The sequence below is a fragment of the Streptomyces sp. NPDC055013 genome (genome assembly GCF_053608645.1).
Genome location: NZ_JBSGVW010000033.1, coordinates 69,002 through 91,812, shown reverse-complemented (window position 1 = coordinate 91,812; position 22,811 = coordinate 69,002). Strand labels below are relative to the sequence as shown.

At 70.9% G+C, this 22,811-nt stretch carries 26 protein-coding genes; 12 read left to right on the top strand and 14 right to left on the bottom strand.

The features are described 5' to 3' along the window. Positions 1 to 47: 47 nt before the first annotated feature. Complete coding sequence (locus tag ACWGDB_RS32270; protein WP_453825682.1) at positions 48 to 1,346, top strand: MFS transporter; 1,299 nt, start codon at positions 48 to 50, stop codon at positions 1,344 to 1,346. On the opposite strand, the gene ACWGDB_RS32265 is transcribed toward ACWGDB_RS32270, so the two are convergent. From ACWGDB_RS32265 to ACWGDB_RS32255, 3 genes are all read right to left on the bottom strand, one after another. Beyond that, positions 1,308 to 2,153, bottom strand: coding sequence for a spermidine synthase (locus tag ACWGDB_RS32265; protein WP_383599515.1), 846 nt, complete (start codon positions 2,151 to 2,153; stop codon positions 1,308 to 1,310). The genes ACWGDB_RS32270 and ACWGDB_RS32265 overlap by 39 nt on opposite strands. Before the next feature lie 116 nt (positions 2,154 to 2,269). Then, on the bottom strand, positions 2,270 to 3,439 hold the full coding sequence (tuf, locus tag ACWGDB_RS32260) for an elongation factor Tu (protein WP_427842097.1): 1,170 nt from the start codon (positions 3,437 to 3,439) through the stop codon (positions 2,270 to 2,272). 287 nt (positions 3,440 to 3,726) lie between these two features. After that, entirely contained in the window at positions 3,727 to 4,449 is a 723-nt protein-coding gene (locus tag ACWGDB_RS32255) for a DNA alkylation repair protein (RefSeq protein ID WP_453825681.1), read from the bottom strand. Positions 4,450 to 4,498: 49 nt separating this feature from the next. Here ACWGDB_RS32255 and ACWGDB_RS32250 point away from each other — a divergent pair, with 49 nt between their 5' ends. Then, entirely contained in the window at positions 4,499 to 5,293 is a 795-nt protein-coding gene (locus ACWGDB_RS32250; RefSeq protein ID WP_453825680.1) for a TVP38/TMEM64 family protein, read from the top strand. Positions 5,294 to 5,318: 25 nt separating this feature from the next. On the opposite strand, the gene ACWGDB_RS32245 is transcribed toward ACWGDB_RS32250, so the two are convergent. After that, positions 5,319 to 6,488: a thiolase family protein gene (locus tag ACWGDB_RS32245; RefSeq protein WP_453825679.1), complete on the bottom strand. Its 1,170-nt coding sequence runs from the start codon at positions 6,486 to 6,488 to the stop codon at positions 5,319 to 5,321. Between the two features lie 140 nt (positions 6,489 to 6,628). On the opposite strand from ACWGDB_RS32245, the gene ACWGDB_RS32240 reads away from it, so the two are divergent. The 4 genes from ACWGDB_RS32240 to ACWGDB_RS32225 all read left to right on the top strand — a co-directional run bounded on the left by ACWGDB_RS32240 (position 6,629) and on the right by ACWGDB_RS32225 (position 8,973). Next, entirely contained in the window at positions 6,629 to 7,099 is a 471-nt protein-coding gene (locus ACWGDB_RS32240; protein WP_453825678.1) for a winged helix-turn-helix transcriptional regulator, read from the top strand. 150 nt (positions 7,100 to 7,249) lie between these two features. Next, entirely contained in the window at positions 7,250 to 8,125 is an 876-nt protein-coding gene (locus ACWGDB_RS32235; protein WP_453825677.1) for an undecaprenyl-diphosphate phosphatase, read from the top strand. Positions 8,126 to 8,139: 14 nt separating this feature from the next. Next, complete coding sequence (locus tag ACWGDB_RS32230; protein WP_453825676.1) at positions 8,140 to 8,658, top strand: DUF1877 family protein; 519 nt, start codon at positions 8,140 to 8,142, stop codon at positions 8,656 to 8,658. A 135-nt stretch (positions 8,659 to 8,793) separates the two neighbouring features. Next, positions 8,794 to 8,973: a hypothetical protein gene (locus ACWGDB_RS32225; protein WP_453825675.1), complete on the top strand. Its 180-nt coding sequence runs from the start codon at positions 8,794 to 8,796 to the stop codon at positions 8,971 to 8,973. 46 nt (positions 8,974 to 9,019) lie between these two features. Here the strand turns inward: ACWGDB_RS32225 and ACWGDB_RS32220 are convergent, their stop codons facing one another. Next, positions 9,020 to 9,640: a DUF4291 domain-containing protein gene (locus tag ACWGDB_RS32220; protein WP_453825674.1), complete on the bottom strand. Its 621-nt coding sequence runs from the start codon at positions 9,638 to 9,640 to the stop codon at positions 9,020 to 9,022. Between the two features lie 92 nt (positions 9,641 to 9,732). Here ACWGDB_RS32220 and ACWGDB_RS32215 point away from each other — a divergent pair, with 92 nt between their 5' ends. Together ACWGDB_RS32215 and lnt are read left to right on the top strand one after the other, a co-directional pair. Continuing rightward, a complete protein-coding gene (locus tag ACWGDB_RS32215) occupies positions 9,733 to 10,218 on the top strand; it encodes a nuclear transport factor 2 family protein (RefSeq protein WP_453825673.1) in 486 nt (161 codons plus the stop codon). 172 nt (positions 10,219 to 10,390) lie between these two features. Further along, entirely contained in the window at positions 10,391 to 11,971 is a 1,581-nt protein-coding gene (lnt, locus tag ACWGDB_RS32210) for an apolipoprotein N-acyltransferase (protein ID WP_453825672.1), read from the top strand. Here lnt and ACWGDB_RS32205 read toward each other — a convergent pair. Both ACWGDB_RS32205 and ACWGDB_RS32200 read right to left on the bottom strand, forming a co-directional pair. Continuing rightward, a complete protein-coding gene (locus tag ACWGDB_RS32205) occupies positions 11,895 to 12,800 on the bottom strand; it encodes a Gfo/Idh/MocA family protein (protein WP_453825671.1) in 906 nt (301 codons plus the stop codon). The two genes, lnt and ACWGDB_RS32205, sit on opposite strands and share 77 nt — an antisense overlap. Next, positions 12,772 to 13,998: an FAD-dependent monooxygenase gene (locus tag ACWGDB_RS32200; protein ID WP_453825670.1), complete on the bottom strand. Its 1,227-nt coding sequence runs from the start codon at positions 13,996 to 13,998 to the stop codon at positions 12,772 to 12,774. Before ACWGDB_RS32200 ends, ACWGDB_RS32205 begins: the two co-directional genes overlap by 29 nt. A 103-nt stretch (positions 13,999 to 14,101) precedes the next feature. Between ACWGDB_RS32200 and ACWGDB_RS32195 the strand changes: the two genes are divergently transcribed. The 3 genes from ACWGDB_RS32195 to ACWGDB_RS32185 all read left to right on the top strand — a co-directional run bounded on the left by ACWGDB_RS32195 (position 14,102) and on the right by ACWGDB_RS32185 (position 15,872). Next, a complete protein-coding gene (locus tag ACWGDB_RS32195; RefSeq protein ID WP_453825669.1) occupies positions 14,102 to 14,692 on the top strand; it encodes a TetR/AcrR family transcriptional regulator in 591 nt (196 codons plus the stop codon). A 57-nt stretch (positions 14,693 to 14,749) separates the two neighbouring features. Next, on the top strand, positions 14,750 to 15,259 hold the full coding sequence (locus ACWGDB_RS32190; RefSeq protein WP_453825668.1) for a DinB family protein: 510 nt from the start codon (positions 14,750 to 14,752) through the stop codon (positions 15,257 to 15,259). Between the two features lie 112 nt (positions 15,260 to 15,371). Beyond that, entirely contained in the window at positions 15,372 to 15,872 is a 501-nt protein-coding gene (locus ACWGDB_RS32185) for a hypothetical protein (RefSeq protein ID WP_453825667.1), read from the top strand. A gap of 115 nt (positions 15,873 to 15,987) precedes the next feature. On the opposite strand, the gene ACWGDB_RS32180 is transcribed toward ACWGDB_RS32185, so the two are convergent. From ACWGDB_RS32180 to fabG, 5 genes are all read right to left on the bottom strand, one after another. Then, the gene (locus tag ACWGDB_RS32180; RefSeq protein WP_453825666.1) at positions 15,988 to 16,458 is read right to left on the bottom strand and encodes a hypothetical protein; all 471 of its coding nucleotides are present in this window, start codon (positions 16,456 to 16,458) and stop codon (positions 15,988 to 15,990) included. Between the two features lie 120 nt (positions 16,459 to 16,578). After that, positions 16,579 to 17,262 carry a uracil-DNA glycosylase gene (ung, locus tag ACWGDB_RS32175; RefSeq protein ID WP_453825665.1) on the bottom strand — a complete coding sequence of 228 codons (684 nt, stop codon included), beginning with the start codon at positions 17,260 to 17,262 and terminating at the stop codon, positions 16,579 to 16,581. Between the two features lie 120 nt (positions 17,263 to 17,382). Beyond that, entirely contained in the window at positions 17,383 to 18,963 is a 1,581-nt protein-coding gene (locus tag ACWGDB_RS32170) for an ABC transporter substrate-binding protein (RefSeq protein WP_453825664.1), read from the bottom strand. A 202-nt stretch (positions 18,964 to 19,165) separates the two neighbouring features. Then, entirely contained in the window at positions 19,166 to 19,927 is a 762-nt protein-coding gene (locus tag ACWGDB_RS32165; protein WP_453825663.1) for an SDR family oxidoreductase, read from the bottom strand. Positions 19,928 to 19,946: 19 nt separating this feature from the next. Further along, a complete protein-coding gene (fabG, locus tag ACWGDB_RS32160; protein ID WP_453825662.1) occupies positions 19,947 to 20,708 on the bottom strand; it encodes a 3-oxoacyl-ACP reductase FabG in 762 nt (253 codons plus the stop codon). Positions 20,709 to 21,005: 297 nt separating this feature from the next. Between fabG and ACWGDB_RS32155 the strand changes: the two genes are divergently transcribed. Then, positions 21,006 to 21,596, top strand: coding sequence for an excalibur calcium-binding protein (locus ACWGDB_RS32155; RefSeq protein WP_453825661.1), 591 nt, complete (start codon positions 21,006 to 21,008; stop codon positions 21,594 to 21,596). Positions 21,597 to 21,631: 35 nt separating this feature from the next. Here the strand turns inward: ACWGDB_RS32155 and ACWGDB_RS32150 are convergent, their stop codons facing one another. Continuing rightward, positions 21,632 to 22,048: a DUF3037 domain-containing protein gene (locus tag ACWGDB_RS32150; RefSeq protein WP_453825660.1), complete on the bottom strand. Its 417-nt coding sequence runs from the start codon at positions 22,046 to 22,048 to the stop codon at positions 21,632 to 21,634. After that, positions 22,045 to 22,809 carry a HipA family kinase gene (locus ACWGDB_RS32145; protein ID WP_453825659.1) on the bottom strand — a complete coding sequence of 255 codons (765 nt, stop codon included), beginning with the start codon at positions 22,807 to 22,809 and terminating at the stop codon, positions 22,045 to 22,047. Before ACWGDB_RS32145 ends, ACWGDB_RS32150 begins: the two co-directional genes overlap by 4 nt. Positions 22,810 to 22,811 lie beyond the last annotated feature (2 nt).

Genomic DNA, 22,811 nt, shown 5'->3' with positions numbered 1-22,811 from the left:
CTGCACTTCGTTTGGCAAATCGAGGACCGGGCGGCGATAGTCGGCCGGTGACCTCCGCCGCCGATCCCCGCCGCCGTTCCCGTCGCCCCGCCTGGGCCGGCCGCAACTACAGCCTGCTGACCGCCTCGGCGTTCGTCACGAACCTCGGCAGTCATGGCGCGCTGATCGCCGCGGCGTTCGCGGTACTGGAGGCCGGCGGCGACGGCGGCGACGTGGGCCTGGTGGCCGCTTCCCGCACCCTGCCCCTGGTGCTCTTCTTGCTGATCGGCGGCGCCGTCGCGGACCGGGTTCCGCGGCACCGGGTGATGGTCGCGGCCAACGCCCTCAACTGTGTCTCCCAAGCCGCCTTCGCCGTGCTCGTCATCGCCGGCGAGGCCCAGCTGTGGCAGATGATGCTGCTGACCGCCCTCGGCGGCACCGGGCAGGCGTTCTTCAGCCCGGCCGCCGAGGGCATGCTGCTGTCGTCGGTCCAGGGCGAGCAGGCGAGCCGGGCGTTCGCCGTGTTCCGGATGGCCATGCAGGCGGCGGTGGTCGGCGGTGCCGCCCTCGGCGGTGCCATGGTGGCCGCGATCGGGCCCGGCTGGGTGCTGGCGGCGGACGCGGCGGCCTTCGCCGTCGCCGGATCCATGCGGGCGTTCCTCGACGTGAGTCACATTCCGCGCGCGCCGGGCGGCGGCATGCTCGCCGATCTGCGGGACGGCTGGCGGGAGTTCGCCGGGCGGCCTTGGCTGTGGGCCGTCGTCGTCCAGTTCTCCCTCGCGAACGCGGTCGTCGCCGCGGCCGACGCGGTCTACGGCCCGCTGGTCGCCCGGGACCACCTGGGCGGGGCGGGCCCGTGGGGCCTGGCGCTGGGCTTCTTCGGCGCGGGCACGGTCGCCGGCGCCCTGCTCATGACCCGCTGGAAGCCACGCCGCCTGCTCCTCGCCGGCACCCTGTGCGTCTTCCCGCTCGCCCTCCCCTCCGCCGCGCTCGCCATTCCCGCGCCGATCGGCGTGCTGTGCGCGGTGATGTTCCTCACCGGCGTGACGCTGGAGGTGTTCGGCGTCTCCTGGATGACGGCGCTCCATCAGGAGATACCGGAGGAGAAGCTGTCCCGGGTCGCCGCGTACGACTGGTTCGGCTCGGTCGCGCTGGTCCCGCTGGCGACGGCGCTGGCCGGCCCGGCGGAAACGGCGGTCGGGCGCACGTCCGCGCTGTGGGGCTGCGCCGCGCTGGTCGTGGTCGTCACGGCGGCGGTCCTGTGCGTACCGGACGTACGGAACCTACGGCGTCGTACCAAGCAGGTGACCGCGAGCGGACACCTCGGCTCAGCCGATGCTGAAAGCCCCGTCCGGGGGCTCGGGTGACGGTACGGCGTCCTCGTCCCGCACCGGCCGTGCCCCGCCGATGAACTCGCGCAGGCCGGGCCCGTGTTCGACCCTCGCCGCAAAGGCGTCGGAGGCGGAGAGGCGGGCCAGGGCGGCCGTGTCGAAGGGCCGGTGCGCGGCGACGAGCACGGCGTTGCCGAACCGTCTGCCGCGCAGCACACCCGGTTCGGCGATCAGCGCCAGCTCCTCGAACACCGTGCCGTAGGTGGCGAGCTGGGACCGCAGGAAGGCGAAGGGCGCGGCATCGGCGAGGTTCGCCACATAGACGCCGCCTTCCCGCAGAACCCGCTCGGCCTGACGGACGTACGCGACCGACGTCAGGTGCGCCGGCACCCGTGACCCACCGAAGACATCGGCGACCAGCACGTCGGCCGAGTCGTCCGCGGCGGCCTCGAGCCACTCCCGGGCGTCCCCGGCGTGCAGCCGGATGCCGACCCCGTCCGGAACCGGCAGATGCTCGGCGACCAGCTCCAACAGGCCCCGGTCGGCCTCGACCACGTCCTGCCGGGAGCCGGGCCGGGTCGCGGCCACGTACCGGGGCAGCATGAGCGCGCCGCCCCCGAGATGCAGCACGTCCAGCGGCCGCCCCGCCTCGGCGACGGTGTCGAGCACATGCCCCAGCCGCCGGGCGTACTCGAACTCCAGGTACGTCGGCTCGTCAAGATCGACGTACGACTGAGGAGCCCCGTCGACGGTGAGCAACCAGGCCCGCTTCCGATCGACGTCGGGCATCAGCTTGGCGGTGCCGTAGTCGACGGGCCGGGTCACGGGTATGGACTCGTTCACCTTCTCATTGTGGCGGCAGGACCCCGAAGAAGTGCACGGGAGCGCCCCTGCAGGGGCGCGGGGGACTACGCGATCAGCCACGACGATCCCGCAGTCCCCCCGGAACCGAACCCTCCTCACACGACGGCGGTCACGGTCCCCGCCCCGACCGTCCTGCCGCCCTCACGGATGGCGAACCCGAGCCCCGGCTCCAACGGCACCTCACGCCCCAGCTCGACGGTCATCGCAACCGTCTCGCCGGGCCGCGCGACACCCGCCTCACCGAGGTCGATGTCACCCACCACATCCGCCGTACGGATGTAGAACTGCGGCCGATACCCGGTGACGACGGGAGTCGTACGCCCGCCCTCACGGGCCGAGAGCACGTACACCTGCGCGGAGAAACGACGGCGCGGAACGACACTGCCCGGCGCGGCCACCACGTGCCCCCTGCGCACCGCGTCCCGGGGAACCCCGCGCAGCAACAGCGCCACGTTGTCCCCGGCCTGCGCCTCGTCCATCGGCTTGCCGAACGTCTCCAGGCCGGTGACCACGCTCTCCAGCCCGGCCCCGAGCACTTCGACCCGGTCGCCGACCCGCACGGTGCCCCGCTCCACGGCGCCGGTCACCACGGTCCCCCGGCCGGTGATCGTGAGCACGTTCTCGACGGGCAGCAGGAACGGCGCGTCCACATACCGCTCCGGCATCGGAACGTACGTGTCCACCGCGTCGAGCAGCGCCTCGACGGACGCCGTCCACTTGGGGTCCCCCTCCAGGGCCTTCAGCCCCGACACCCGCACGACGGGCGCGGCGTCGCCGCCGTAGCCGTGCTCGGTGAGCAGGTCGCGGACCTCCAGCTCGACGAGGTCGATGAGCTCCTCGTCACCCGCGTCGGCCTTGTTGAGCGCGACCACGATGTGGTCGACGCCCACCTGCCGGGCGAGCAGCACGTGTTCGGCGGTCTGCGGCATGATCCCGTCGAGCGCGGACACGACGAGGATCGCCCCGTCCAGCTGCGCGGCGCCGGTGACCATGTTCTTGACGTAGTCGGCGTGGCCCGGCATGTCCACGTGCGCGTAGTGGCGGGTGTCGGTCTCGTACTCGACGTGCGCGATGTTGATGGTGATGCCGCGCGCGGCCTCCTCCGGCGCCCGGTCGATGCGGTCGAACGGAACGAACGTGGAGGACCCGCGCTCGGCGAGAACCTTGGTGATGGCGGCGGTCAACGTGGTCTTGCCGTGGTCGACATGACCCATCGTGCCGATGTTCAGATGCGGTTTGGTGCGCACGTATGCCGTCTTGGACATGGCTGTACCTCGAAGTCTCTGCAAAGTGATCTCGCCTACGAGAGCTCTCGTGCGAGATGGGGACCCCAAGGACTTGCCGACCCTCCCCCTGCGGGGTCCGCCGGACTATCCGGAGAGGGTCAGCTTCGGGCGCCGTCGACGGCGGTCACGAGGACCAGAACGGCAGCCTTCGTGGCATCCGCGACTGCGGATGCTGCGAGGACGAAGGCGTGCCGGAACATGAGGCCGATCATCGTCGACGCCGTGCCCGGCGTCGAATGGTTTTTCGCTGATGGGGAGTTCGGGGCTTATGCCCCGATGTTCTTCAGCGCCTCCCGCACCGACAGCGGCGCGAACCTCCCCCGCTCCCGCGCCAGGAACTCCCGTACGGCCTCCGGGTCGGTCTTGGCGTACTCCCGCAGGCACCAGCCGATGGCCTTGCGGATGAAGAAGTCGGTGTGCCCGGACTGACGCAGGCAGTAGGCGAAAAGGCGTGAGGCGTCGGTGTGGTCCTTGTAGCGCAGCTGGTGGAGGAGCGCGGTGCGGGCGACCCACAGGTCGTCGTCGGCGATCCAGGCGTCCATGTCGGCGGTGAGCTTCGGGTCGGCCGCGACGAGGCCGCCGACGACGTGCGCGGCGAGTGCGTCGACGGTGTCCCACCAGGAGACGGTGGTGACGAGGTGCCGGGTCACCGGCAGGAAGCCGGAGGAGCAGCGCCCCACGTGCCGACGCAGATAGTCGACGGCGAAGTAGTGGTACTCGCGCTCGGGCAGCTCCCAGCAGCGCAGGGCGATCGCGGTGCAGTCGGCCTCGGCGGGGCGTGGTGTGCCCTCGAGTACGGCGCGGGAGAGCGCGCGGCGCTCGGGGGTGGGGATGCCGAGGAACGGAGCGGCGTCCTTCATGTACGCCCGGGCGGCGGCAGCGCGCTCAGGGTCCGCGGCGGCGGCGTATGTGGCGGTGAGCCGCTCCAGGACCGTGTCGGCCAGACCACTGCGGGGAACTTCCGTTGTTCTCCCTCCTGTGACGCTCATGAGACGAACCATACGGCGATCACACATCTTTGTCGGTTAGTGTCGCCGGATGCTCGACGATGCCACCACCCGCTCTGGGGGCACCGCCAAGGCCCCTTCGCGGGCCGCCGCCACGGAGCTCGCAGTACCCGCCCCCGCAGCCGTCCCTGTTCCCGTCCCCGTGCCCGCGGGCTTCTCCGCGCGCTGCACGAGAACGCTGCTGTCGCCGTGGTCCCGGCTGTCGCTGCTCCTGGTCCTGCTCGCGGCGGCGGCGTCGTCCGTGCTGCTCTTCGAGCCGCAGAAGCTGCTGGCGGACGGCTGGCCGCCCCAGGTGGCGGGCCCGGCCGCGGTGGTGTTGTTCGCCGTGGCGTACGGACTGATCACGGTGGCGTTCGTGCCGCGGCCGCTGCTGAACCTCGCGGCGGGCGCGCTCTTCGGCTCCGAGTGGGGAATCGGCTCGGCCCTGGCGGGCACGGTGCTGGGGGCCGGGCTCGCCTTCGGGCTGGGCCGGTTGCTCGGCCAGGAGGCGCTGCGCCCGCTGCTGCGCGGCCGGTTGCTGAAGGCGGCGGACGGCCAGTTCAGCCGGCACGGGTTCCGCTCGATGCTGGCGGTGCGGCTGTTCCCCGGTGTGCCGTTCTGGGCCGCGAACTACGCCGCCGCCGTCTCCCGCATGGGCTACGTCCCGTTCCTGCTCGCGACGGCCATCGGGTCGATCCCGAACGTAGCCGCGTACGTCGTCGCCGGCGCCCGTGCCTCCACGCCGACGTCGCCCGCCTTCCTGATCGCGCTCGCCTGTATCGCGCTGCCGGCGCTGGCCGGCGCGGTGGTGGCGTGGCGCAAGCGCCACCACCTGCGGGGCCGCTGAACCGTTTCGCCTGATGCGGGCGCGGCTACACCGACTCCAGGATCATCGCGTTGGCGAGACCGCCCGCCTCGCACATCGTCTGCAGTGCGTAGCGGGCGCCGCGCTCGCGCATCGCGTGCACCAGGGTGGTCGTCAGACGGGTTCCGCTGGCACCGAGCGGATGGCCGATCGCGATCGCGCCGCCGTGCACGTTGACCTTCGCGAGGTCGGCGCCGGTCTCCTGCCGCCAGGCGAGGACCACGCTGGAGAAGGCCTCGTTGACCTCGAACAGGTCGATGTCGTCGAGGGACAGGTTCGCCCGGCGCAGCACCTTCTCCGTCGCCGGTATCACCCCGGTGAGCATGAGGACCGGGTCGGAGCCGGTGACGGAGAAGCTGTGCAGCCGGGCCAGGGGACGCAGGCCGAGCCGGGCCGCCGTCTCGCCGGACGTGATGAGCACGGCGGACGCGCCGTCGTTGATGGGGCTCGCGTTGCCCGCGGTGACGTTCCACTCGATCTGCGGGAAACGCTCGGCGAAGACCGGGTCGTGGTAGGCGGGCTTGAGGCCGGCGAGGATCTCGGGGGTGCTGCCGGGGCGTACGCATTCGTCGCGCGAGACGCCCTCCAGGGACGCGACCTCGGCGTCGAAGAGGCCGTTGTCCCAGGCCGCGGCGGCCTTGTGGTGCGAGGAGACGGCGAACGCGTCCATCTGCTCGCGCGTGATCGACCACTTGGCCGCGATGAGTTCGGCGCTGATGCCCTGCGGGACGAGCCCCTCGGGGTAGCGCTCGGCGATGCCGGGGCCGAAGGGGTCCTTGCCGGGCGGCACGTTCGACCACATCGGCACCCGGCTCATCGACTCGACCCCGCACGCGACGACCATGTCGTACGCGCCCGAGATGACGCCTTGCGCGGCGAAGTGCACGGCCTGCTGGGAGGAGCCGCACTGGCGGTCCACGGTGGTCGCCGGGACCGTCTCCGGGAAGCCTGCCGACAGGGCCGCGTAGCGGGTGGTGTTCATGGCCTGCTCGCCGACCTGGTCGACGGTGCCGCCGATGACGTCGTCGATCAGCGCCGGGTCGACGCCCGAACGCTGGACGAGGGTGCGCAGGGTGTGGGAGAGGAGTTCCACGGGGTGGACGTGCGCCAGGGCGCCGCTCGGCTTGCCCTTGCCTATCGGGGTGCGTACGGCTTCGACGATGACTGCGTCACGCATGGTGCGGGCCTCCTTGGCCGCCGGGGCGATCACCGGCGCGATTACCAGTGAGTAGGAAATTCGAACTCACCATAGCCCGGCAAGTTGGAAAATCAAACCCTCAAGTTGGAAAGTCGAACCCTCCCCCTAAACTGAGCCGCATGGCCGCCACCAAAGACCCGCGCCCCTGTTCGATCGCCGACGCCCTGGCGCTCGTCGGCGAGAAGTACTCGCTGCTCGTCCTGCGCGAGGTCTGCCTGGGCAACGGCCGCTTCGACCAGCTCGTGCGCAACATCGGCGCCCCGCGCGACATCCTGGCCACCCGGCTGCGCCGCCTCGTCGACGCCGGCATCCTCACCAAGCGGGCCTACAGCGAGCGCCCGCAGCGGTTCGAGTACCGGCCCACGCCGGCGGGGCTGGAGCTGGAGCCGGTCCTGATGACCCTCATGGCGTGGGGCGACCGCCACCTGCGCACGGCCGACGACCGCCCCATGGTGATCGAGCACACCTGCGGAAACGAGCTGGTCGCGGTGGTCACCTGCCGCGCCTGTGGCGGCGCGGTGCGCCACGAGGACCTCACGGCCCACCCGCAGGCGCCCGGATGGACGGTGACGGGACCGACGGCATCCTGAGGCCTCTCGCTCCCGCCGGAGCGAGGCCCCTGTGCCGGGGCCGACTTCGCGGGGCGCTACGCTGCCCCTCGACACCTGCGATCACTGCGCCGCCGACGCGGTGTCCCCCTTCATCCCTTGCCGCAACCAGCACTTGGACTCCGTAACTTCATGTCTTGGTTTGAATCGCTCATCCTCGGACTCGTCCAGGGGCTGACCGAGTTCCTCCCCGTGTCCTCCAGCGCGCACCTGCGTCTGACCGCGGCGTTCTCGGGATGGGAGGACCCCGGTGCGGCCTTCACGGCGATCACTCAGATCGGCACGGAGATCGCGGTACTGATCTACTTCCGCAAGGACATCGGGCGGATCATCTCGGCGTGGCTGCGGTCGCTGACCAACAAGGAGATGCGGCGCGACCACGACGCCCAGATGGGCTGGCTGGTGATCGTCGGCTCGATCCCGATCGGTGTGCTGGGTCTGACGCTCAAGGACCAGATCGAGGGCCCCTTCCGTGACCTGCGCATCACGGCGACCATGCTGATCGTCGTCGGCATCATCATCGGCATCGCGGACCGGCTGGCGGCACGCGACGAGTCGGGCGGCCGGCATCGCGCGGCCAAGCAGCGCAAGGGCCTCGAGGAACTGAACGTGAAGGACGGCCTGATCTTCGGCCTGTGCCAGTCCGCGGCACTCATCCCCGGAGTCTCCCGCTCCGGCGCCACCATCAGCGGCGGCCTCTTCATGGGCTACTCCCGCGAGTCCGCGGCCCGCTACTCCTTCCTCCTCGCCATCCCGGCCGTCCTCGCCTCCGGTCTGTTCGAGCTCAAGGACGCGATGGAGAACGACCACGTGTCCTGGGGCCCGACGATCTTCGCGACGGTGATCGCCTTTGTGACCGGCTACGCGGTCATCGCCTGGTTCATGAAGTTCATCTCGACCAAGAGCTTCATGCCGTTCGTCTGGTACCGCATCGCGCTCGGCATCGTCATCATCGTCCTGGTGACGGCGGGCGTACTGAGCCCGCACGCGGCGGAGTCGGCGGGCTGACGAGCACGCCGTCCATGGCGCTCACCCAGCAGTTCGCCCGCGTCACCCCGGCCTACCTCGAACGCTGCCGCACCTCGGCACTCGACTCGCCGGGGGCAGCGCCGGGTTGGGATCCACCGCCGGTTGATCTCCTCGACACGGACTGGGCGACCTGGGGCCTCATCCGGTACTGCCGCGCGACGGGAGCCGACGCGGACCTGATCGCAGTGCTCGACCGGGCCATCTCCGGGGACCCCGGCGAGGACATCGGCTTCCTCGACCACGACGAGGTACACGACGGCATCGAGGGGCCGCCCCGCCTCCTCGCCCCTGCCGCGGTCGCGGAGATCGCCCGCGCCCTCTACGCCGTCGACCTGGACGACCTCCTGGCCGACCTGCCGCCCCACCCCGAGGACGCGGCCGTCGCGTGCGGCTTCGGCCATGCATTCGCCGGTGACGTACGGGCCTGTCTTGTCGAGCACTTCATCGCGATGCGGGAGTTCTACGGCGGAGCAGCGCGGCGCGGGCACTGCCTGGTCGTGTGGATCGACTGACCGTCCGACCTGCTGACCTGTGAGTCGGCTCGGACGCTCATCGAAACCCCCACACCGAAATCCGTGACCAATCACATACGTTCTGCGTAGCCGTCCGGTAGCGCACTGTCAGCCCTTGCCCCTAGGCTTGCCTGCATGTCCCCCCATTTCTTAGGCCCTGGTTCCGCGCGGTCTGCTGCCGACGTGAACGAGGAGATCCGTGCCCTGTGGCTGCGCGCGGGCGGCTCGCTGTCGGCTCAGGAGCGCGCGGAGTACGAGCTGTTGGTGGTCGAGTGGGCGGCCGCGATCCGCGGTGCGGTCATCGAGGCGGCCTGAAGCAGGGAATCCCGGGCGAGCGGCGCCGATTGACGCTCGGCCGCGTCTAGGCGGCCAGGTGCGCCAGGACGTCCTCACCCAGCGGGTACGGCCGCTCGTTCGGCAACAGCTCGGCCGCACGCTCCAGTTCACCCACCCGCACACGCGCGTGCAGCTCCCTGGCGAGCGGTGTCACATCCTCGATGCCGAGGAGCCATTCGTCCGCGTACTGTGCCGTCGCCTCCCCTCCGAGCCCCAGCTGCAAGGACCGGAACGGCAAAGGGTTGAGGCGCAGATCGCGCTCCGGATCCCACTGCACGCGCGCGGGCGCCGCCCTCAACTGCCGCTTCCAGGCATCCCGGTCGCCGTGCAGGGCAGGCACGTAGTGCGAGAGGCACGCGTGACGCAGCGCCCACTCGAAGCCCTCACGGCTGATCTCGACGGCGAGAACGGTCTCCTGGTCCTCCTTCGCGGCCCAGCCGCAGCGGTACATCATCCAGAGGAACGACGGCTTGATCCACGTCATGCGGTCGCGGCTCCAGGAAGCCGGAAAGCGCCCACTGCCCGCCGCGGCCCGGCCGATCTCGGGTCGGTAGGCCTGATAGACGGTGACGGTGGACTCTGTGTGCCGGGCGCGCACGCGGAACTTGGGTTCGTGCGCGGCGGGCCGGTCGTTCTGATCCTTCACGGGGACAGCTTCGCCCCTGGCCGCATCCCCATCCAGCGAATATCGCTGCACGCCCCCTTGGCTCCGTGCACCTCATGCCCAACACTGAGCCGATGACGCAGCGTGTGGAGCTCGCCACCCTGAGGGACCGGCTGGCAGTCGACGGAATGGTCACCGAGTACGCGGTGGCCGTGGACGACGGGGACTGGGAGGCGTACAGGAAGCTGTTCACCCCGGATGGACGCGCGGACTACCGGTCGGCCGGCGGGATCGAGGGGGACGCCGGGAGCGTCGCCACGTGGCTCGCGGAGAGCCTGGGGCTGTTCTCGATGCGGCAGCACCTGATCGTCAACCGCAGGGTGCGCTTCGGAATCCTGGAACAGGACATCGGCGACGTGGCCAGGGTGCAGGCCGACTACATCAATCCGATGCGGTTCGCCGCGAACGGCGAAGGCTCCTCCGCCCCCGACTTCGTGTGCGGCGGCCGCTACGCCTTCGGGCTGCTGCGCACGGATGACGGCTGGCGGCTGCACGAGGTGGTCGTACAGGAGAAGTGGCGCCGGCTGCCCGACCGGACCGCACCGGCCGTCACCACCTGACGTGATCGGCGGGCGTGGTCACCAGGCCTGATCACCGGGCGTGGTCACCGGCCTGATCACCGGGCGTGGTCACCGGCCTGATCACCGGGCGTGATCACCTGAGCGGACGCCCACTGTCCCACTGTCAGTGCCTGGCCGCACACTGGAAGGACCACGGGGTAGGAGGCGATGCATGAAGACGATCAACCACTGGCTCACCTCCCCGTGGCGGCGTTCGATCACCGCCGTCCTGGCCGGCGCACTGCCCGTGCTGGCCTTCCCGGAGCCGGCATGGTGGTGGTTCGCGTATGTCGCCCTGGTGCCGTGGATCGCGCTGCTGCGCTCCGCCCCGACCGGACGGCGGGCGCTGCACGACGGCTGGTGGGGCGGCTTCGGCTTCATGCTGGCGATGCACCACTGGCTGCTGCCGAACCTGCATGTCTTCACGTTCGTCATCGCCGCCCTGCTGGGTGCGCTGTGGGCCCCCTGGGGCTGGCTGGTGCGCCGCTTCCTGTCCGCGCGGCCGTCCCCGGGGCGGGTCGCTGCGGCCCTCGTCGTGCTGCCGTCCGGCTGGCTGCTGATCGAGCTCGTCCGCTCCTGGCAGGGGCTCGGCGGGCCGTGGGGCGTGCTGGGCTCCAGCCAGTGGGAGGCGGAGCCCGCGCTGCGGGTCGCCTCGGTGGGTGGCGTGTGGCTGATCAGCTTCCTGATCGTGGCCGTCAATGTCGCGGTCGCCGTGCTGGTGGTGCTGCGCAGGTGCCGGATCCCCGCGCTGGCCGGGCTGCTCGCCACGGCCGTCGCCGCCTCGGCCGCCTGGGTGTGGTCCCCACGCCCGGACGTCGAGGACCGGGTCCGGATAGCCGTGGTGCAACCGGGCGTCATCCAGGGCGCGGACGGGCCCGACCGGCGTTTCGACCGGGAGGAGCAGCTCACCCGCGAACTCGCCGGCCAGGGCGTCGACCTGGTGGTCTGGGGCGAGAGCAGCGTCGGCTACGACCTCGACGACCGGCCCGACTTCGCGCGCCGGCTCGCGGCACTGTCCCGCGAGACAGGGGCGAACATCCTGGTCAACGTGGACGCGCGGCGCTCCGACCGGCCCGGCATCTACAAGAGCTCGATCCTCGTCGGCCCGGACGGCCCGACCGGCGCCCGCTACGACAAGATGCGGCTGGTGCCCTTCGGGGAGTACATACCGATGCGCTCGATGCTGGGCTGGGCCACCTCCGTCGGCAAGGCTGCCGCCGAGGACCGCAGGCGCGGCACCGAGCAGGTCGTGATGGACGCCGGGCAGGGACTGCGCATCGGCCCGATGGTCTGCTTCGAGTCCGCGTTCTCCGACATGAGCCGCAATCTCGTCGACCGTGGCGCCGAGGTGCTGATCGCCCAGTCGGCGACCTCGACGTTCCAGCAGAGCTGGGCCCCGGAGCAGCACGCCTCGCTCGCCGCACTGCGCGCCGCAGAGACCGGCCGGCCGATGGTGCACGCGACGCTGACCGGCGTCTCCGCCGTGTACGGCCCCAGCGGGCAGCGCGTGGGTTCCTGGCTGGGGACGAGCGAGAGCACCAGTACGGTCTATGAGGTTCCGCTGGCCGGCGGTGTCACGCCGTACGTCCGCTTCGGCGACTGGCCGCTGCAGGCGGCGCTGCTGATCATGGCCGCGTGGGCCGCGACCGAGGGCGTTCGGACCCTGCGGCCCCGGTTCAGGCGCCCTGCTCCTGAACCGCGCGTACGACCCGCTCGCACAGCTCATGGGTCGCCAGCGCGTCCCGGGCGCTGAGCACCTTGCCCGCACGCACGGCGTCGAGGAAGGCGAGCACCACCTGCTCGATGCCGCGCTGCCGGGCCACCGGCACCCAGTCGCCGCGCCGCCGCACGGTCGGCTGGCCCTTGTGGTCGACGACCTCGGCGAGGTTGAGGACCTGACGCTTGGTGTCCTGCCCGGACACCTCGAGGATCTCCTCGGCCGAGCCGCTGAGCCGGTTCATCACGCCGAGCGCGGTGAAGCCGTCCCCGGAGAGCTGCAGCACGACATGGTGCAGCAGCCCGCCCTCGACGCGAGCGCGCACGGTCACGTCGTCGACCGGGCCGGGGGCGAGGAAGCGGAGCGTGTCCACGACGTGGATGAAGTCGTCCAGGATCATCGAGCGCGGCTCTTCCGGCAGCCCGATCCGGTTCTTCTGCATCAGGATCAGCTCGCGCGGATGGTCGGCGCACTGCGCGTATCCGGGGGCGTAGCGTCGGTTGAAGCCGACGGCGAGGCTCACGTTCCGTCGCTCGGCGAGCGCCACCAGCCGTTCGGAGTCGGCGAGTTGATAGGCGAGCGGCTTGTCGACGTACGTCGGCACGCCCGCCTCCAGCAGCCGGGTCACGATCTCCGGGTGCACGACGGTGGGCGCGTGCACGAAGGCGGCGTCGAGGCCCTGGGCGAGGAGCGAATCGAGGTCCGTGTGCCGCCGTGCCGCCGGCAGGTGGAGGCCGTCCGCGACCCGGGCGAGCGTCGCGGGCGTGCGGGTCTGCAGGTGCAGTTCGACCCCGGGCTGCACACCCAGCACCGGCAGGTAGGCCTTCTGCGCGATGTCACCGAGTCCGATGCAGCCGACCTTCACGGGGTGTTCTCCTCCACTGCTTGCCTGCCGGGGTCTGCCTGGAAGCATACGGCCGCTGCGGCGGCCCCCAGTCGGCGATCGCCTCGAAGCTCCGCAGGAACAGCGCGGGCGCGACCTTGGACAGGCCCGCGAGCGTGGTGTTCCGTACGGCGATCGCGGCGCGGCCGGTCATCAGGTTGAGGCGGGCGACGTGGACGGCCTGGCGGGCGAGGGCGGTCGTACGCGGGAGGCGGGCCGCCGTGTAGGCGGCGAGGTCGCCGCAATGGTGGGCGAGGACCACGGCGTCCTCGATGGCCTGGTTGCCGCCCTGCCCGAGCATCGGCGGCATGGCATGCGCGGCGTCCCCGACCAGGGCGACCCGCCCGCGGTGGTAGGCGGGCAGTGCCTCGGCGATGTGGTGGACGTCGTGACGCAGGACGTCCTCGGGGCGGGCGGCGGCGAGGATCGCGGGGATCGGGTCGTGCCAGTCGCCGTAGCGGCGCAGCAGTTCGGCCTTCTCGTCGTCGGGAGCGCGCTCCGCGGAGGGCGTGATCGCGGCGGCGTAGGCGTAGACGCGGCCGTCCTTGAGCGGGTGCGAGCCCCAGATGCGGCCCCGGCCCCAGGACTCGTGCGAGGCGAACTGTGCGCCGGGCACCGGGACCACGACCCGCCATGTGGTGAAACCGGAGTAGACGGTGCCGGGATGGTCCGGGAAGAGCACGGGGCGGACGCCGGACCGGATGCCGTCGGCGGCCACCACGAGGTCGGCCTCCATCTCGTCGTCCGAGGTCACCACGCGCGCCGGACGGTCGACGTCGCCGGGGTCGGTGACGGTCGCCGCGACCCCGGGGCGGACGGCTCCGGACGGGAGCAGTGCGGCGAGGCTGTTGATGAGGGTGGCCCGGTGGAGGAGGACGAGGGGGCCGCCGAAGCGTGCGGCGACCGCGTCGGCGTCGGTGCGGGAGAGCCAGCGTCCCGAAGGTGTGCGCACTCCCCCGTCGCCCTGCCAGGCGGCCAGGTCGCGGATCTCGTCGCCGAGGCCGATGACGTCCAGCGCGCGCAGGGAGTTGGGCGCGAGGGAGATGGCCGCACCGACCGGCTCCAGGGACGGCGCCCGCTCCAGAACGGTGACGTCCCAGCCGCTTTGGTGCAGCGCGGCGGCCGCCGTCAGGCCTCCGATGCCGCCGCCGATCACGACGGCCCGCTTGGACTGTGCCATGACTCCTCCTGCGTGACTACAGATGTAGTGCCCGGTGCATCGACTGTACTACAGCTGTAGTGCGGCGTACTACAGACGTAGTGCGAGAGGTAGGTTGATCTCCATGTCCGAGCACACCCCGCGCGCCGCGCGCTCCGATCTCGTGGCCGACACCGCCCTCGCACTGCTCGCCGAGCGCGGGATGCGCGGGCTGACGCACCGGGCGGTCGACGAGACGGCCGGGCTTCCCCAGGGCTCCACGTCCAATCTGGCGCGTACCCGGCAGGCGCTGCTGGAACTGGCGGTGCGGAGGCTCGCCGACCGCGAGGCGCGGGTACTGGCGCTGGAGGAGCTGCCCGACCCGCGCGGCGGCCTCGACTCGCTGGTCGACGGCCTGGCCCTGGCGACGCACCGCGCCCTGACCCGCAACCGGGAACTGACGCTGGCCCGCTACGAACTGGCCCTGGAGGCCACGCGCCGCCCCGAGCTGCGCGCCTACTTCGACGCGACCGGCGCCCGCTTCCGCGACCAGCTCGCCACCCTGGTGAGCGCGATGGGGTCGACGGACCCGGCCCGGCACGTGCTGTCACTGGTCGCCTGGGCGGACGGGCTGATGTTCAGCTGCGTCGCCGGGTCCTTCGGCTCGCAGGCCCCGGGGCTGGCGGAGGTGCGGGCGAGCCTGCGCGAACTGCTCGACGGGATGTTCGGGCGCTGAGCCGCCTGACATCGATAACTCCTGGTCAAACGGTTCGAGTTGAGAAACGATGCGGGCATGACCATCGAACGCCATGAGCCCGACACCACCGCCGACGAGCGCACCATGCTGGAGGGCTGGCTGGACTACCACCGGCAGACCCTCGCCTGGAAGTGCGAAGGCCTGACCGACGCCCAGCTCAGGACCGCCTCCGTGGAGCCGTCCGAGCTGACCCTGATGGGGCTGGTGCGGCACATGGCGGAGGTGGAGCGGTTCTGGTTCCACGAGATCCTCCTGGACGAGGACCTCGGGGTGCTCTACTGCGGCGAGGACGACCCGGACGGCGACTTCCACTTCACCGAGGCCGACACCTGGGCCGAGGCGCACACGACTTGGCAGACGGAGATCGAAAACGCCCGCCGCAACGCGGCCGGCTTCGGCCTGAACGACATCTCCAAGGGCAGGAGCCGACGGGGCGAGCCCTTCAATCTGCGCTGGATCATCACCCACATGATCGAGGAGTACGCCCGCCACAACGGTCACGCCGACCTGCTCCGCGAGCGCGTCGACGGCGCCACCGGCGACTGACGTCAGCGGCGGCGGGATCGGGCCGCCCTTACGGGGTCAGAGATCACCCGTAGGAAGCAAGGTTCGCTCGTCCGCTGTCCCAACGGCCGCCGGACCCAGCAGAGTTGCGCGGGTGCATCGAACGACGACCACCGCAACGCTCCTGGTCACCATGGCCGTCTCGGCCCTCTCCGGCTGTACGACGGTCGAGCGCCCGCCGGCTTCCGACGCGCCGACGGCACCGGCCCAGCCGTCGGCGCCGCGCCCGAGCGGAGACAGGGACCCCGAGATCGTGCAGGCACCGGCCCGCGAGGCTCTGGCGTTCATCGGTCCGTCCCGCCGCCCGACCCCCACGTCGTCCGCCGCGCACTCCGCGTCCCCCGGCTCCCCGCCCGCGGCGCACACGCCACCGGCTCCTCGCTCGCACCCCCACCCCCGTCCCGAGCACCAGGAGCCCCGCCGCCCGGCCCCCGAGGTCCCGAAGGTGCCACCGGTCAAGATCCCCGACGTGCGGGATTCGACCCGCCAGGCGGTCCCGAAGAACACGAACGTCTGCGCGCTGGGCAAGCAGTACGGCGGCTGGCGGGCCGACAGCCCGGAGTCGAGGATCTGCGAGCAGACGTACGGCCATTGAGCGGAGGGTGAGCGGAGGCGGGTAAACGGACATCCGCCGCCCGCCCTGGTACTGCCGGGGCCCGGGCCGCCTCCCCTGCCCCCGTTACGGCCGTCCCCCGATCCCCCGTCCGCCGCTACGGCCCTTCCCCCAGCCGCACCTCCAGCCGCCTGATCTCCGCCCGCACCCCGTCCCCGTACCTGTCGTCCGCCAACGCCCCCGCCGCTCCCCGCGCCCGGCGCAGATGCACACGGGCGGCCTCGGCGCGGTCGAGCTTCACATAGTCGGCGGCCAGATTCAGGTGCAGCGAGGGATACAGCGCCCGGACGGCCGGCGCGTCACGGCCGTCGCCGGCACCGGCCCCCTCGGCCTCGGTCAACGCCCGCAGATCCCATGCCAGTTCGTCCGAGGGGTCGTCCTGTGTGTCGGCCAGGTAGTGCGCCAGGGTGCAGCGGTGCAGCGGGTCGCCGTCCTCGCCGAGCTCCGTCCACAGGTCCAGCAGCCGGCGCCGGGCCTCCTCGCGGTCCCCCGCGTGATGCAGCATGACGACCTGCCCGATCCGCGTCAGCACGGCATCGGGCGCCGTACGCTCCTGTCGCTCCGCCACCGCGTCCTCCGGACCCTCGTCGGCTGATCCCTCGACGCTAACGGCCCTCACCGGCAAACCCGGTCAAGCCGCTCCGTACGGGATCGGGCCGGTCCGGGGCAGGACCGGCCCGGCCGCGGCTCAGCCCAGGTCGGGGATGCGCCAGTCGATGGGGTCGTGCCCCTGCCGGGCCACCGCTTCGTCGATCTGCGTGAACGGGCGGGAGCCGAAGAACTTCTTCGCCGACAGCGGCGAGGGATGCGCGCCCTTGACGACCACGTGCCGCGTCTCGTCGATGAGCGGGAGCTTCTTCTGCGCGTAGTTGCCCCACAGCACGAACACCGCGGGGTCGGGCCGGTGGGCCACGGCCCGGATCACCGCGTCGGTGAACTTCTCCCAGCCCTTGCCCTTGTGCGAGTTGGCCTCGCCGCCGCGGACCGTCAGCACCGCGTTGAGCAGCAGGACGCCCTGCTGGGCCCAGGGCATCAGATAGCCGTTGTCGGGGACGGGGTGGCCGAGCTCCTCCTTCATCTCCTTGTAGATGTTGCGCAGCGACGGCGGCGTCTTCACGCCGGGGCGCACCGAGAAGCACAGACCGTGGCCCTGGCCCTCGCCGTGGTAGGGGTCCTGGCCGAGGATCAGGACCTTCACCTGCTCGTACGGGGTCGCGTCCAGCGCGGCGAAGACCTCGTCGCGCGGCGGGTGGACGGGACCCTTCGCCCGCTCCTCCTCGACGAACTCGGTCAGCTCCTTGAAGTAGGGCTGCTGAAGCTCGTCGCCCAGAACCCCGCGCCAGGACTCGGGCAGCATGGCGATGTCGGTCACGTCAACTTCCTCCGGTGTGCGCTCACTTCAGGGCCGCACCATGTGCGACCCGCGGACGGCCGCGCCGGAGCGCGGCCCCCTTCCGAGCACAGAACCTACAGGCGCCCACTGACAATCGCGCTACCAGCTGGTCTTCCGGGACAGCGTCCACATCGTCATCATCGTGGCGACGTCGATGGACTGCTCCGCGCCGGAGATCTCCTCGCTCGCGGCCACGAACTGCTTGCCCTGCCACAGCGGCAGAAGTCGCGAGTCCTCCACGACGATCTGCTGGACTTCCTCGAACTCCTTGGCCACGGCGCCGCGGTCGCTCTTGCGGCGCGACTGGGGCAGCAGCGTTTCGGTGATCTTGGGCGCCACGTAGGGGGTGCCGAGTGCGTTCTCCTGGCCGACGAAGGGCGCGACGAAGTTGTCGGCGTCGGCGAAGTCAGGGAACCAACCACGCCCGAACACCGGGTATTCGCCGTTCTGGTAGCCCTGCACGTACGTCTTCCAGGGGCGGCTCTTGAGTGTGACGGTGAACAGCCCGGACTCCTCCAGCTGCCGCTTCAGCTCCTCGAACGCGGGCTTGGTCTGCGAGCCGTAACGGTCGGTGGTGTACCAGAGCTGGAGCGGGACGGGATCGGTGATGCCCGCCTCGGTGAGGATCTTCTTGGCTCTGTCGGGGTTGGGGTTCCCGAAGCTGTCGAAGAAGCTCGTGGTGTGGCCGACCAGACCCCGGGGGATCATGGAGTACAGCGGTTCGACGGTGTCCTTGTAGACCTTGTGGGCGAGCGACGGGCGGTCGATGACCTGGGCGATCGCCTTGCGGACCTCGGGCCTCTTGGCCCACGGGTCCTTGGGGTTGAACACCAGGTAACTGATCTCGGTCGTGGAGTTCTCGATCAGCTGAAGCCCCTCGTCCTTGCCGTTCGCTTGGATGTCCACGGTGTCGGAGGCGGGCAGTCCGCGGTAGATGACGTCGATCCGCTTGCCCTTCAGGGCGTCGACCATCTCGGACGACTGCTTGAAGTAGCGAATGGTGACGCCGTTGTTCTTGCGGTCGGCGATTCCGTTGTAATTGTCGTTGCTGACGAGCTCGGCCTGCTCACCGTCCTCGTACGACGAGAGGCTGTACGGCCCCGAGCCACTGATCTTTCCGTCCTCGCGGAGCTTGTCCGCGGGGTACTCGTCGGGGTTCACGATGGACATCGCGGGTGTGGACAGCACGAACGGGAAGGTGGCGTCGGGCTCGTTGAGTTGGAAGACGACCTCGCGGTCTCCCTTCACCTGGACCCGGGACAGGCTCCCCAGCAGTCCCGCGGGGCCGCCGTTGACCTTGATCTTCTTGATCCGGTCAATGGAGTACTTGACGGCCTGAGCGTCCAGCTCCCGCCCGTCGGAGAACTTCAGCCCCTCGCGCAGCTTGCAGCTGTACACCATGGTCGAGGAGTCCGTGAAACTGCAGCTCTCGGCAGCGTCAGGCTCGGGCTCGGACGTGCCGGGGTTGTAGTTCAACAGGGTCTGGAAGACATTGCGGAACAGCTCCCAGGAACTGTCCCAGGCGGCCGCCGGGTCCAGCGTGCTCGGGGCACTGGTGGTCCCCACAACGATGGGACTCTCACTTTCGGACGAGTCCGAGGAGAAGACACCACACCCGGCGACCAAACCTATGGCCGTGACCGCCGCCAGCTGACGGAGGTATCTGTCCCGCTTGAACACGCGCACCATCCTCGATCGGGCATACCACAAGGGTGGCCAGACCATACCGCAGTGTTCGGCCGATTGGTCCTCCGCCCTGGCAAGCCCTTGATCAGCGCGTATGTCGGTGGCAGGAAACAACGGCGCTCTTCCTGTTCACGCCCCCGTGAGGTGGGCACCCGCGCGTGCGTCGACCTCGCAGCGCAGGCGCCCACCGCCGCCGTCAGCCGACGCCGGCGTTGAGGAAGATGCCGCCGTCGACGACCAGCGTCTGTCCGGTGACCCAGTCGGACTGGTCCGAGGTGAGGAACGCGGCGGCGCCACCGATGTCGGAGGGCACGCCGAGCCGGCCCAGCGGGTAGGCCGCGGCGGCCTCCGCCTCCCGGCCCTCGTACAGGGCCTGCGCGAACTTGGTCTTCACCACGGCCGGGGCGATCGCGTTGACCCGCACCTTGGGCGCGAACTCGTGCGCCAGCTGCTGGGTCAGGTTGATCAGCGCGGCCTTGCTGACGCCGTAGGCCGCGATGAACGGCGAGGGCGCGATGCCCGCCACGGAGGCGATGTTGACGATCGCGCCGCCGTTGTCCTTCTGCCAGGCGTGCCAGGTCTTCTGCGCGAAGCCGAGCGCCGAGATCACGTTGGTCTCGAAGACCTTGCGTGCGACCCCCAGGTCGAGGTCGGCGATCGGGCCGAACACCGGGTTCGTACCGGCGTTGTTGACCAGGTGGTCGACGCGTCCGAAGGCCTCCATGGTGCGCTCGACGGCGACGGCCTGGTGGGCCTCGTCGTGCGCCTTGCCGGCCACGTAGATGGCGCGGTCGGCGCCGAGCTGCTCGACGGCCTCCTTGAGGGCGTCCTCGTTGCGGCCGGTGATGCACACGCGGTCGCCGCGCGCGACGAGCGCCTCGGCGACGCCGTAGCCGATGCCTCGGCTGGCGCCCGTGACGAGGGCGACCTTGCCGGAGAGTTCAGGCAGTTCAGTCATGTCCGTTTCTTCCCAGTCCCTAGTCGAGCGGTCCGCCGGCGACGTACAGCACCTGGCCGGAGACGAATCCGGCCGCCTCGCCCGTGAAGAAGGCGATGGCGTTGGCGATGTCGTCCGGCTCGCCGACCCGCGCGACCGGGATCTGGGTGGCGGCGGCGGCCTTGAAGTCCTCGAAGCCCATGCCGACGCGGTCGGCGGTGGCCTTGGTCATCTCGGTGGCGATGAAGCCGGGGGCGACGGAGTTGGCGGTGACGCCGAACTTGCCGAGCTCCTTGGCCAGGGTCTTGGTGAAGCCCTGGAGACCGGCCTTGGCCGCCGAGTAGTTGACCTGGCCGCGGTTGCCGAGCGCGGAGGACGAAGAGAGGTTGACGATCCGGCCGAAGCCCGCGTCGACCATGTGCTTCTGGCAGGCCTTGGACATCAGGAAGGCGCCGCGCAGGTGCACGTTCATGACGGTGTCCCAGTCGGCGACGCTCATCTTGAACAGCAGGTTGTCGCGGAGCACACCCGCGTTGTTGACCAGGATCGTCGGAGCGCCGAGCTCCTCGGCGATCCGCGCGACGGCCGCCTCGACCTGTGCCTCGTCGGAGACGTCGCAGCCGACCGCGATGGCCTTGCCGCCGACCGCGGTGATCTTCTCCACGGTGTCCTTGCAGGCGGCCTCGTCGAGGTCGATCACGGCGACCGCGCGGCCCTCTGCGGCCAGTCGTACGGCGGTGGCGGCACCGATGCCACGCGCTCCGCCGGTAACCACGGCGACCCGCTGCTCAGTGGTGGACATTGCTGGTTCTCCTCGCCCTCGAGATGCGGCTCGTGCGGCGCGCCCGATGGTGAGCGACCGCTTAGTACCTTCAGCAGACGTGACGCTAGAAGCCCTGGCACCCGGTGTCAACGGCCGACCGGCTGCGTGTGATCGATTCCCCGTACGACCGGCGCGAACCGGGCGTACCCAGCCATGGTCCCCGCTCGGCCGTGTCCCGCCGTGCACACCCGAACGGCCTACGGCTGCGAGCCGCCGAGCGCAAGGGCACCTAGCGTCGAAGCGCGAAGTCATCGATGGCCGGAAAGGAGGCGCTCCATGCGCCGTCGCACCGGTGCCGTCGGCACGCTGTTCGTGATCGCCGCGATTGTGCCGTTCGCCGAACCCGCTCACGCTCGGGAACTGGACTGCCGCAGTTTCACCTACCAGGAGGACGCACAGGCTCTCTTCGACTCGGACCGCAACGATCCTCATCGGCTCGACGAGGATGAGGGACGGGACGACGGGATCGCCTGTGAGACGCTGCCCCGTCGCGGTGGCAACGGGGACCGCGGCGGCAACGGGGACGACGGGGGCCTCACCTCGTCCACGACGCGCCCCAGAACCCGTCCCTCGGCGCCCATGACGCCTGAGACTCCAGCCGCTGCCATCACTCCTGCCACACCGGCCACTCCGGCCGCCCCTGTCACGCCTGCGACTCCTCGTGCCACCGCCACACCTGCCGCTCCGCGGATCACCGCCACACCTGCCGCTCCTCGTGCCACCGCCACCCCGACCCGCGGCACGCGAGGCGGGGTCGGCGGCGCCACGACGTCCGGCCCCGGTGGCTGGGACATCGCCGTCGGCCTGGCCTTCGTCACGGGCTCCGCGCTCGCCGCCGGTTACGTGCTGAAGCGGCGCAGGGGCTGACGCCCGGCGCGCGTGCGGTGCCGACGCGGGGGCGGTCACCGCACCAGCAGGTCCAGCAGTCGCTCCGTCTCGGCCGCCGGATCGGCCGTCAGCCCCGTGTGCACGGGTCCGGGCTGCACGACCGTCGAGCGGGGCGCGATCAGCCAGCGAAAGCGTCGCCCCGGGTCGTCGCCCGAGGCCTGTCCCGCCGCGTCACCGCCCGCGCAGACGCCCTCGACGGCACGGAGTGCGGCCCGTACCCCGGCCACGTCGGCATCGGGGTCCAGCGCGCGCAGTCTGGTCTCGTCCAGGTGGGTCCGGGCAGCGACGTAGGACTTCGCCCGGCAGTACACGAGCACTCCGGCGTTGATGCACTCGCCGCGCTCGACGCGGGGTACGACGCGCAGGACGGCGTACTCGAAGACGTCGCGGTCGCCGCCCTGGCCCGGCTTGATAAAGTGGCGGTCGCTCACTGGGTCCCCTCGATTCCGTCGACGCGCTCGTGGACGCCGGCCGCCCGTGCCAGCAACGGCCGCGCGTAGGCCCGCCTGAGGTCGTCCGCGGTGTCGAAGCCGGGCTCGGCGGCCAGCCAGGCGTCCGGGATCTCGGCGGTCACCTCGGCCAGCAGGTCCTCGGTGACCAGCGGCGCCAACTCGGCGGCGGCTGCCCGCACGTCGGGGGCGAAGCGGGCGAGGGCGTGGTCCGAGGCGTCGTACGGGCGCTCCGCCGAGGCCTGTGCGCCGGGCCAGTTGTGCTGCCAGATCATGGTCGCGCCATGGTCGATGAGCCACAGTTCGCCCTGCCACATCAGCAGGTTGGGGTTGCGCCAGGACCGGTCGACGTTGTTGACGAGGGCGTCGAACCACACGACTCGGCCGGCGTCATCGGAGCTCACCTCGAAGGCGAGGGGGTCGAAGCCGAGCGCGCCGGAGAGGAAGTCCATGCCGAGATTGGTGCCGCCGCTGGACCTGAGCAACTCCTGTACCTGCTGGTCGGGTTCGCCGAGCCCCAGCACCGTGTCGAGCTCCACCGTCACCAGCCGGGGCACCCGGAAGCCCAGCCTGCGGGCGAGTTCACCGCAGACGACCTCCGCGATGAGCGTCTTGCGGCCCTGTCCGGCGCCGGTGAACTTCATGACGTACGTCCCGAAGTCGTCGGCCTCGACGAGTCCCGGCAGCGAGCCGCCCTCACGCAGCGGCGTGATGTAGCGGGTCGCGATGACTTCCTTGAGCATCG

What these genes read in the sequence shown, in the direction of transcription:
- tuf (WP_427842097.1), bottom strand. Translation starts at nt 3,439, where the DNA reads ATGTCCAAGACGGCATACGTGCGCACCAAACCGCATCTGAACATCGGC.
- ACWGDB_RS32255 (WP_453825681.1), bottom strand. Translation starts at nt 4,449, where the DNA reads ATGAGCGTCACAGGAGGGAGAACAACGGAAGTTCCCCGCAGTGGTCTG.
- ACWGDB_RS32250 (WP_453825680.1), top strand. Translation starts at nt 4,499, where the DNA reads ATGCTCGACGATGCCACCACCCGCTCTGGGGGCACCGCCAAGGCCCCT.
- ACWGDB_RS32245 (WP_453825679.1), bottom strand. Translation starts at nt 6,488, where the DNA reads ATGCGTGACGCAGTCATCGTCGAAGCCGTACGCACCCCGATAGGCAAG.
- ACWGDB_RS32240 (WP_453825678.1), top strand. Translation starts at nt 6,629, where the DNA reads ATGGCCGCCACCAAAGACCCGCGCCCCTGTTCGATCGCCGACGCCCTG.
- ACWGDB_RS32235 (WP_453825677.1), top strand. Translation starts at nt 7,250, where the DNA reads ATGTCTTGGTTTGAATCGCTCATCCTCGGACTCGTCCAGGGGCTGACC.
- ACWGDB_RS32230 (WP_453825676.1), top strand. Translation starts at nt 8,140, where the DNA reads ATGGCGCTCACCCAGCAGTTCGCCCGCGTCACCCCGGCCTACCTCGAA.
- ACWGDB_RS32225 (WP_453825675.1), top strand. Translation starts at nt 8,794, where the DNA reads ATGTCCCCCCATTTCTTAGGCCCTGGTTCCGCGCGGTCTGCTGCCGAC.
- ACWGDB_RS32215 (WP_453825673.1), top strand. Translation starts at nt 9,733, where the DNA reads ATGACGCAGCGTGTGGAGCTCGCCACCCTGAGGGACCGGCTGGCAGTC.
- lnt (WP_453825672.1), top strand. Translation starts at nt 10,391, where the DNA reads ATGAAGACGATCAACCACTGGCTCACCTCCCCGTGGCGGCGTTCGATC.
- ACWGDB_RS32200 (WP_453825670.1), bottom strand. Translation starts at nt 13,998, where the DNA reads ATGGCACAGTCCAAGCGGGCCGTCGTGATCGGCGGCGGCATCGGAGGC.
- ACWGDB_RS32195 (WP_453825669.1), top strand. Translation starts at nt 14,102, where the DNA reads ATGTCCGAGCACACCCCGCGCGCCGCGCGCTCCGATCTCGTGGCCGAC.
- ACWGDB_RS32190 (WP_453825668.1), top strand. Translation starts at nt 14,750, where the DNA reads ATGACCATCGAACGCCATGAGCCCGACACCACCGCCGACGAGCGCACC.
- ACWGDB_RS32165 (WP_453825663.1), bottom strand. Translation starts at nt 19,927, where the DNA reads ATGACTGAACTGCCTGAACTCTCCGGCAAGGTCGCCCTCGTCACGGGC.
- fabG (WP_453825662.1), bottom strand. Translation starts at nt 20,708, where the DNA reads ATGTCCACCACTGAGCAGCGGGTCGCCGTGGTTACCGGCGGAGCGCGT.
- ACWGDB_RS32155 (WP_453825661.1), top strand. Translation starts at nt 21,006, where the DNA reads ATGCGCCGTCGCACCGGTGCCGTCGGCACGCTGTTCGTGATCGCCGCG.
- ACWGDB_RS32145 (WP_453825659.1), bottom strand. Translation starts at nt 22,809, where the DNA reads ATGCTCAAGGAAGTCATCGCGACCCGCTACATCACGCCGCTGCGTGAG.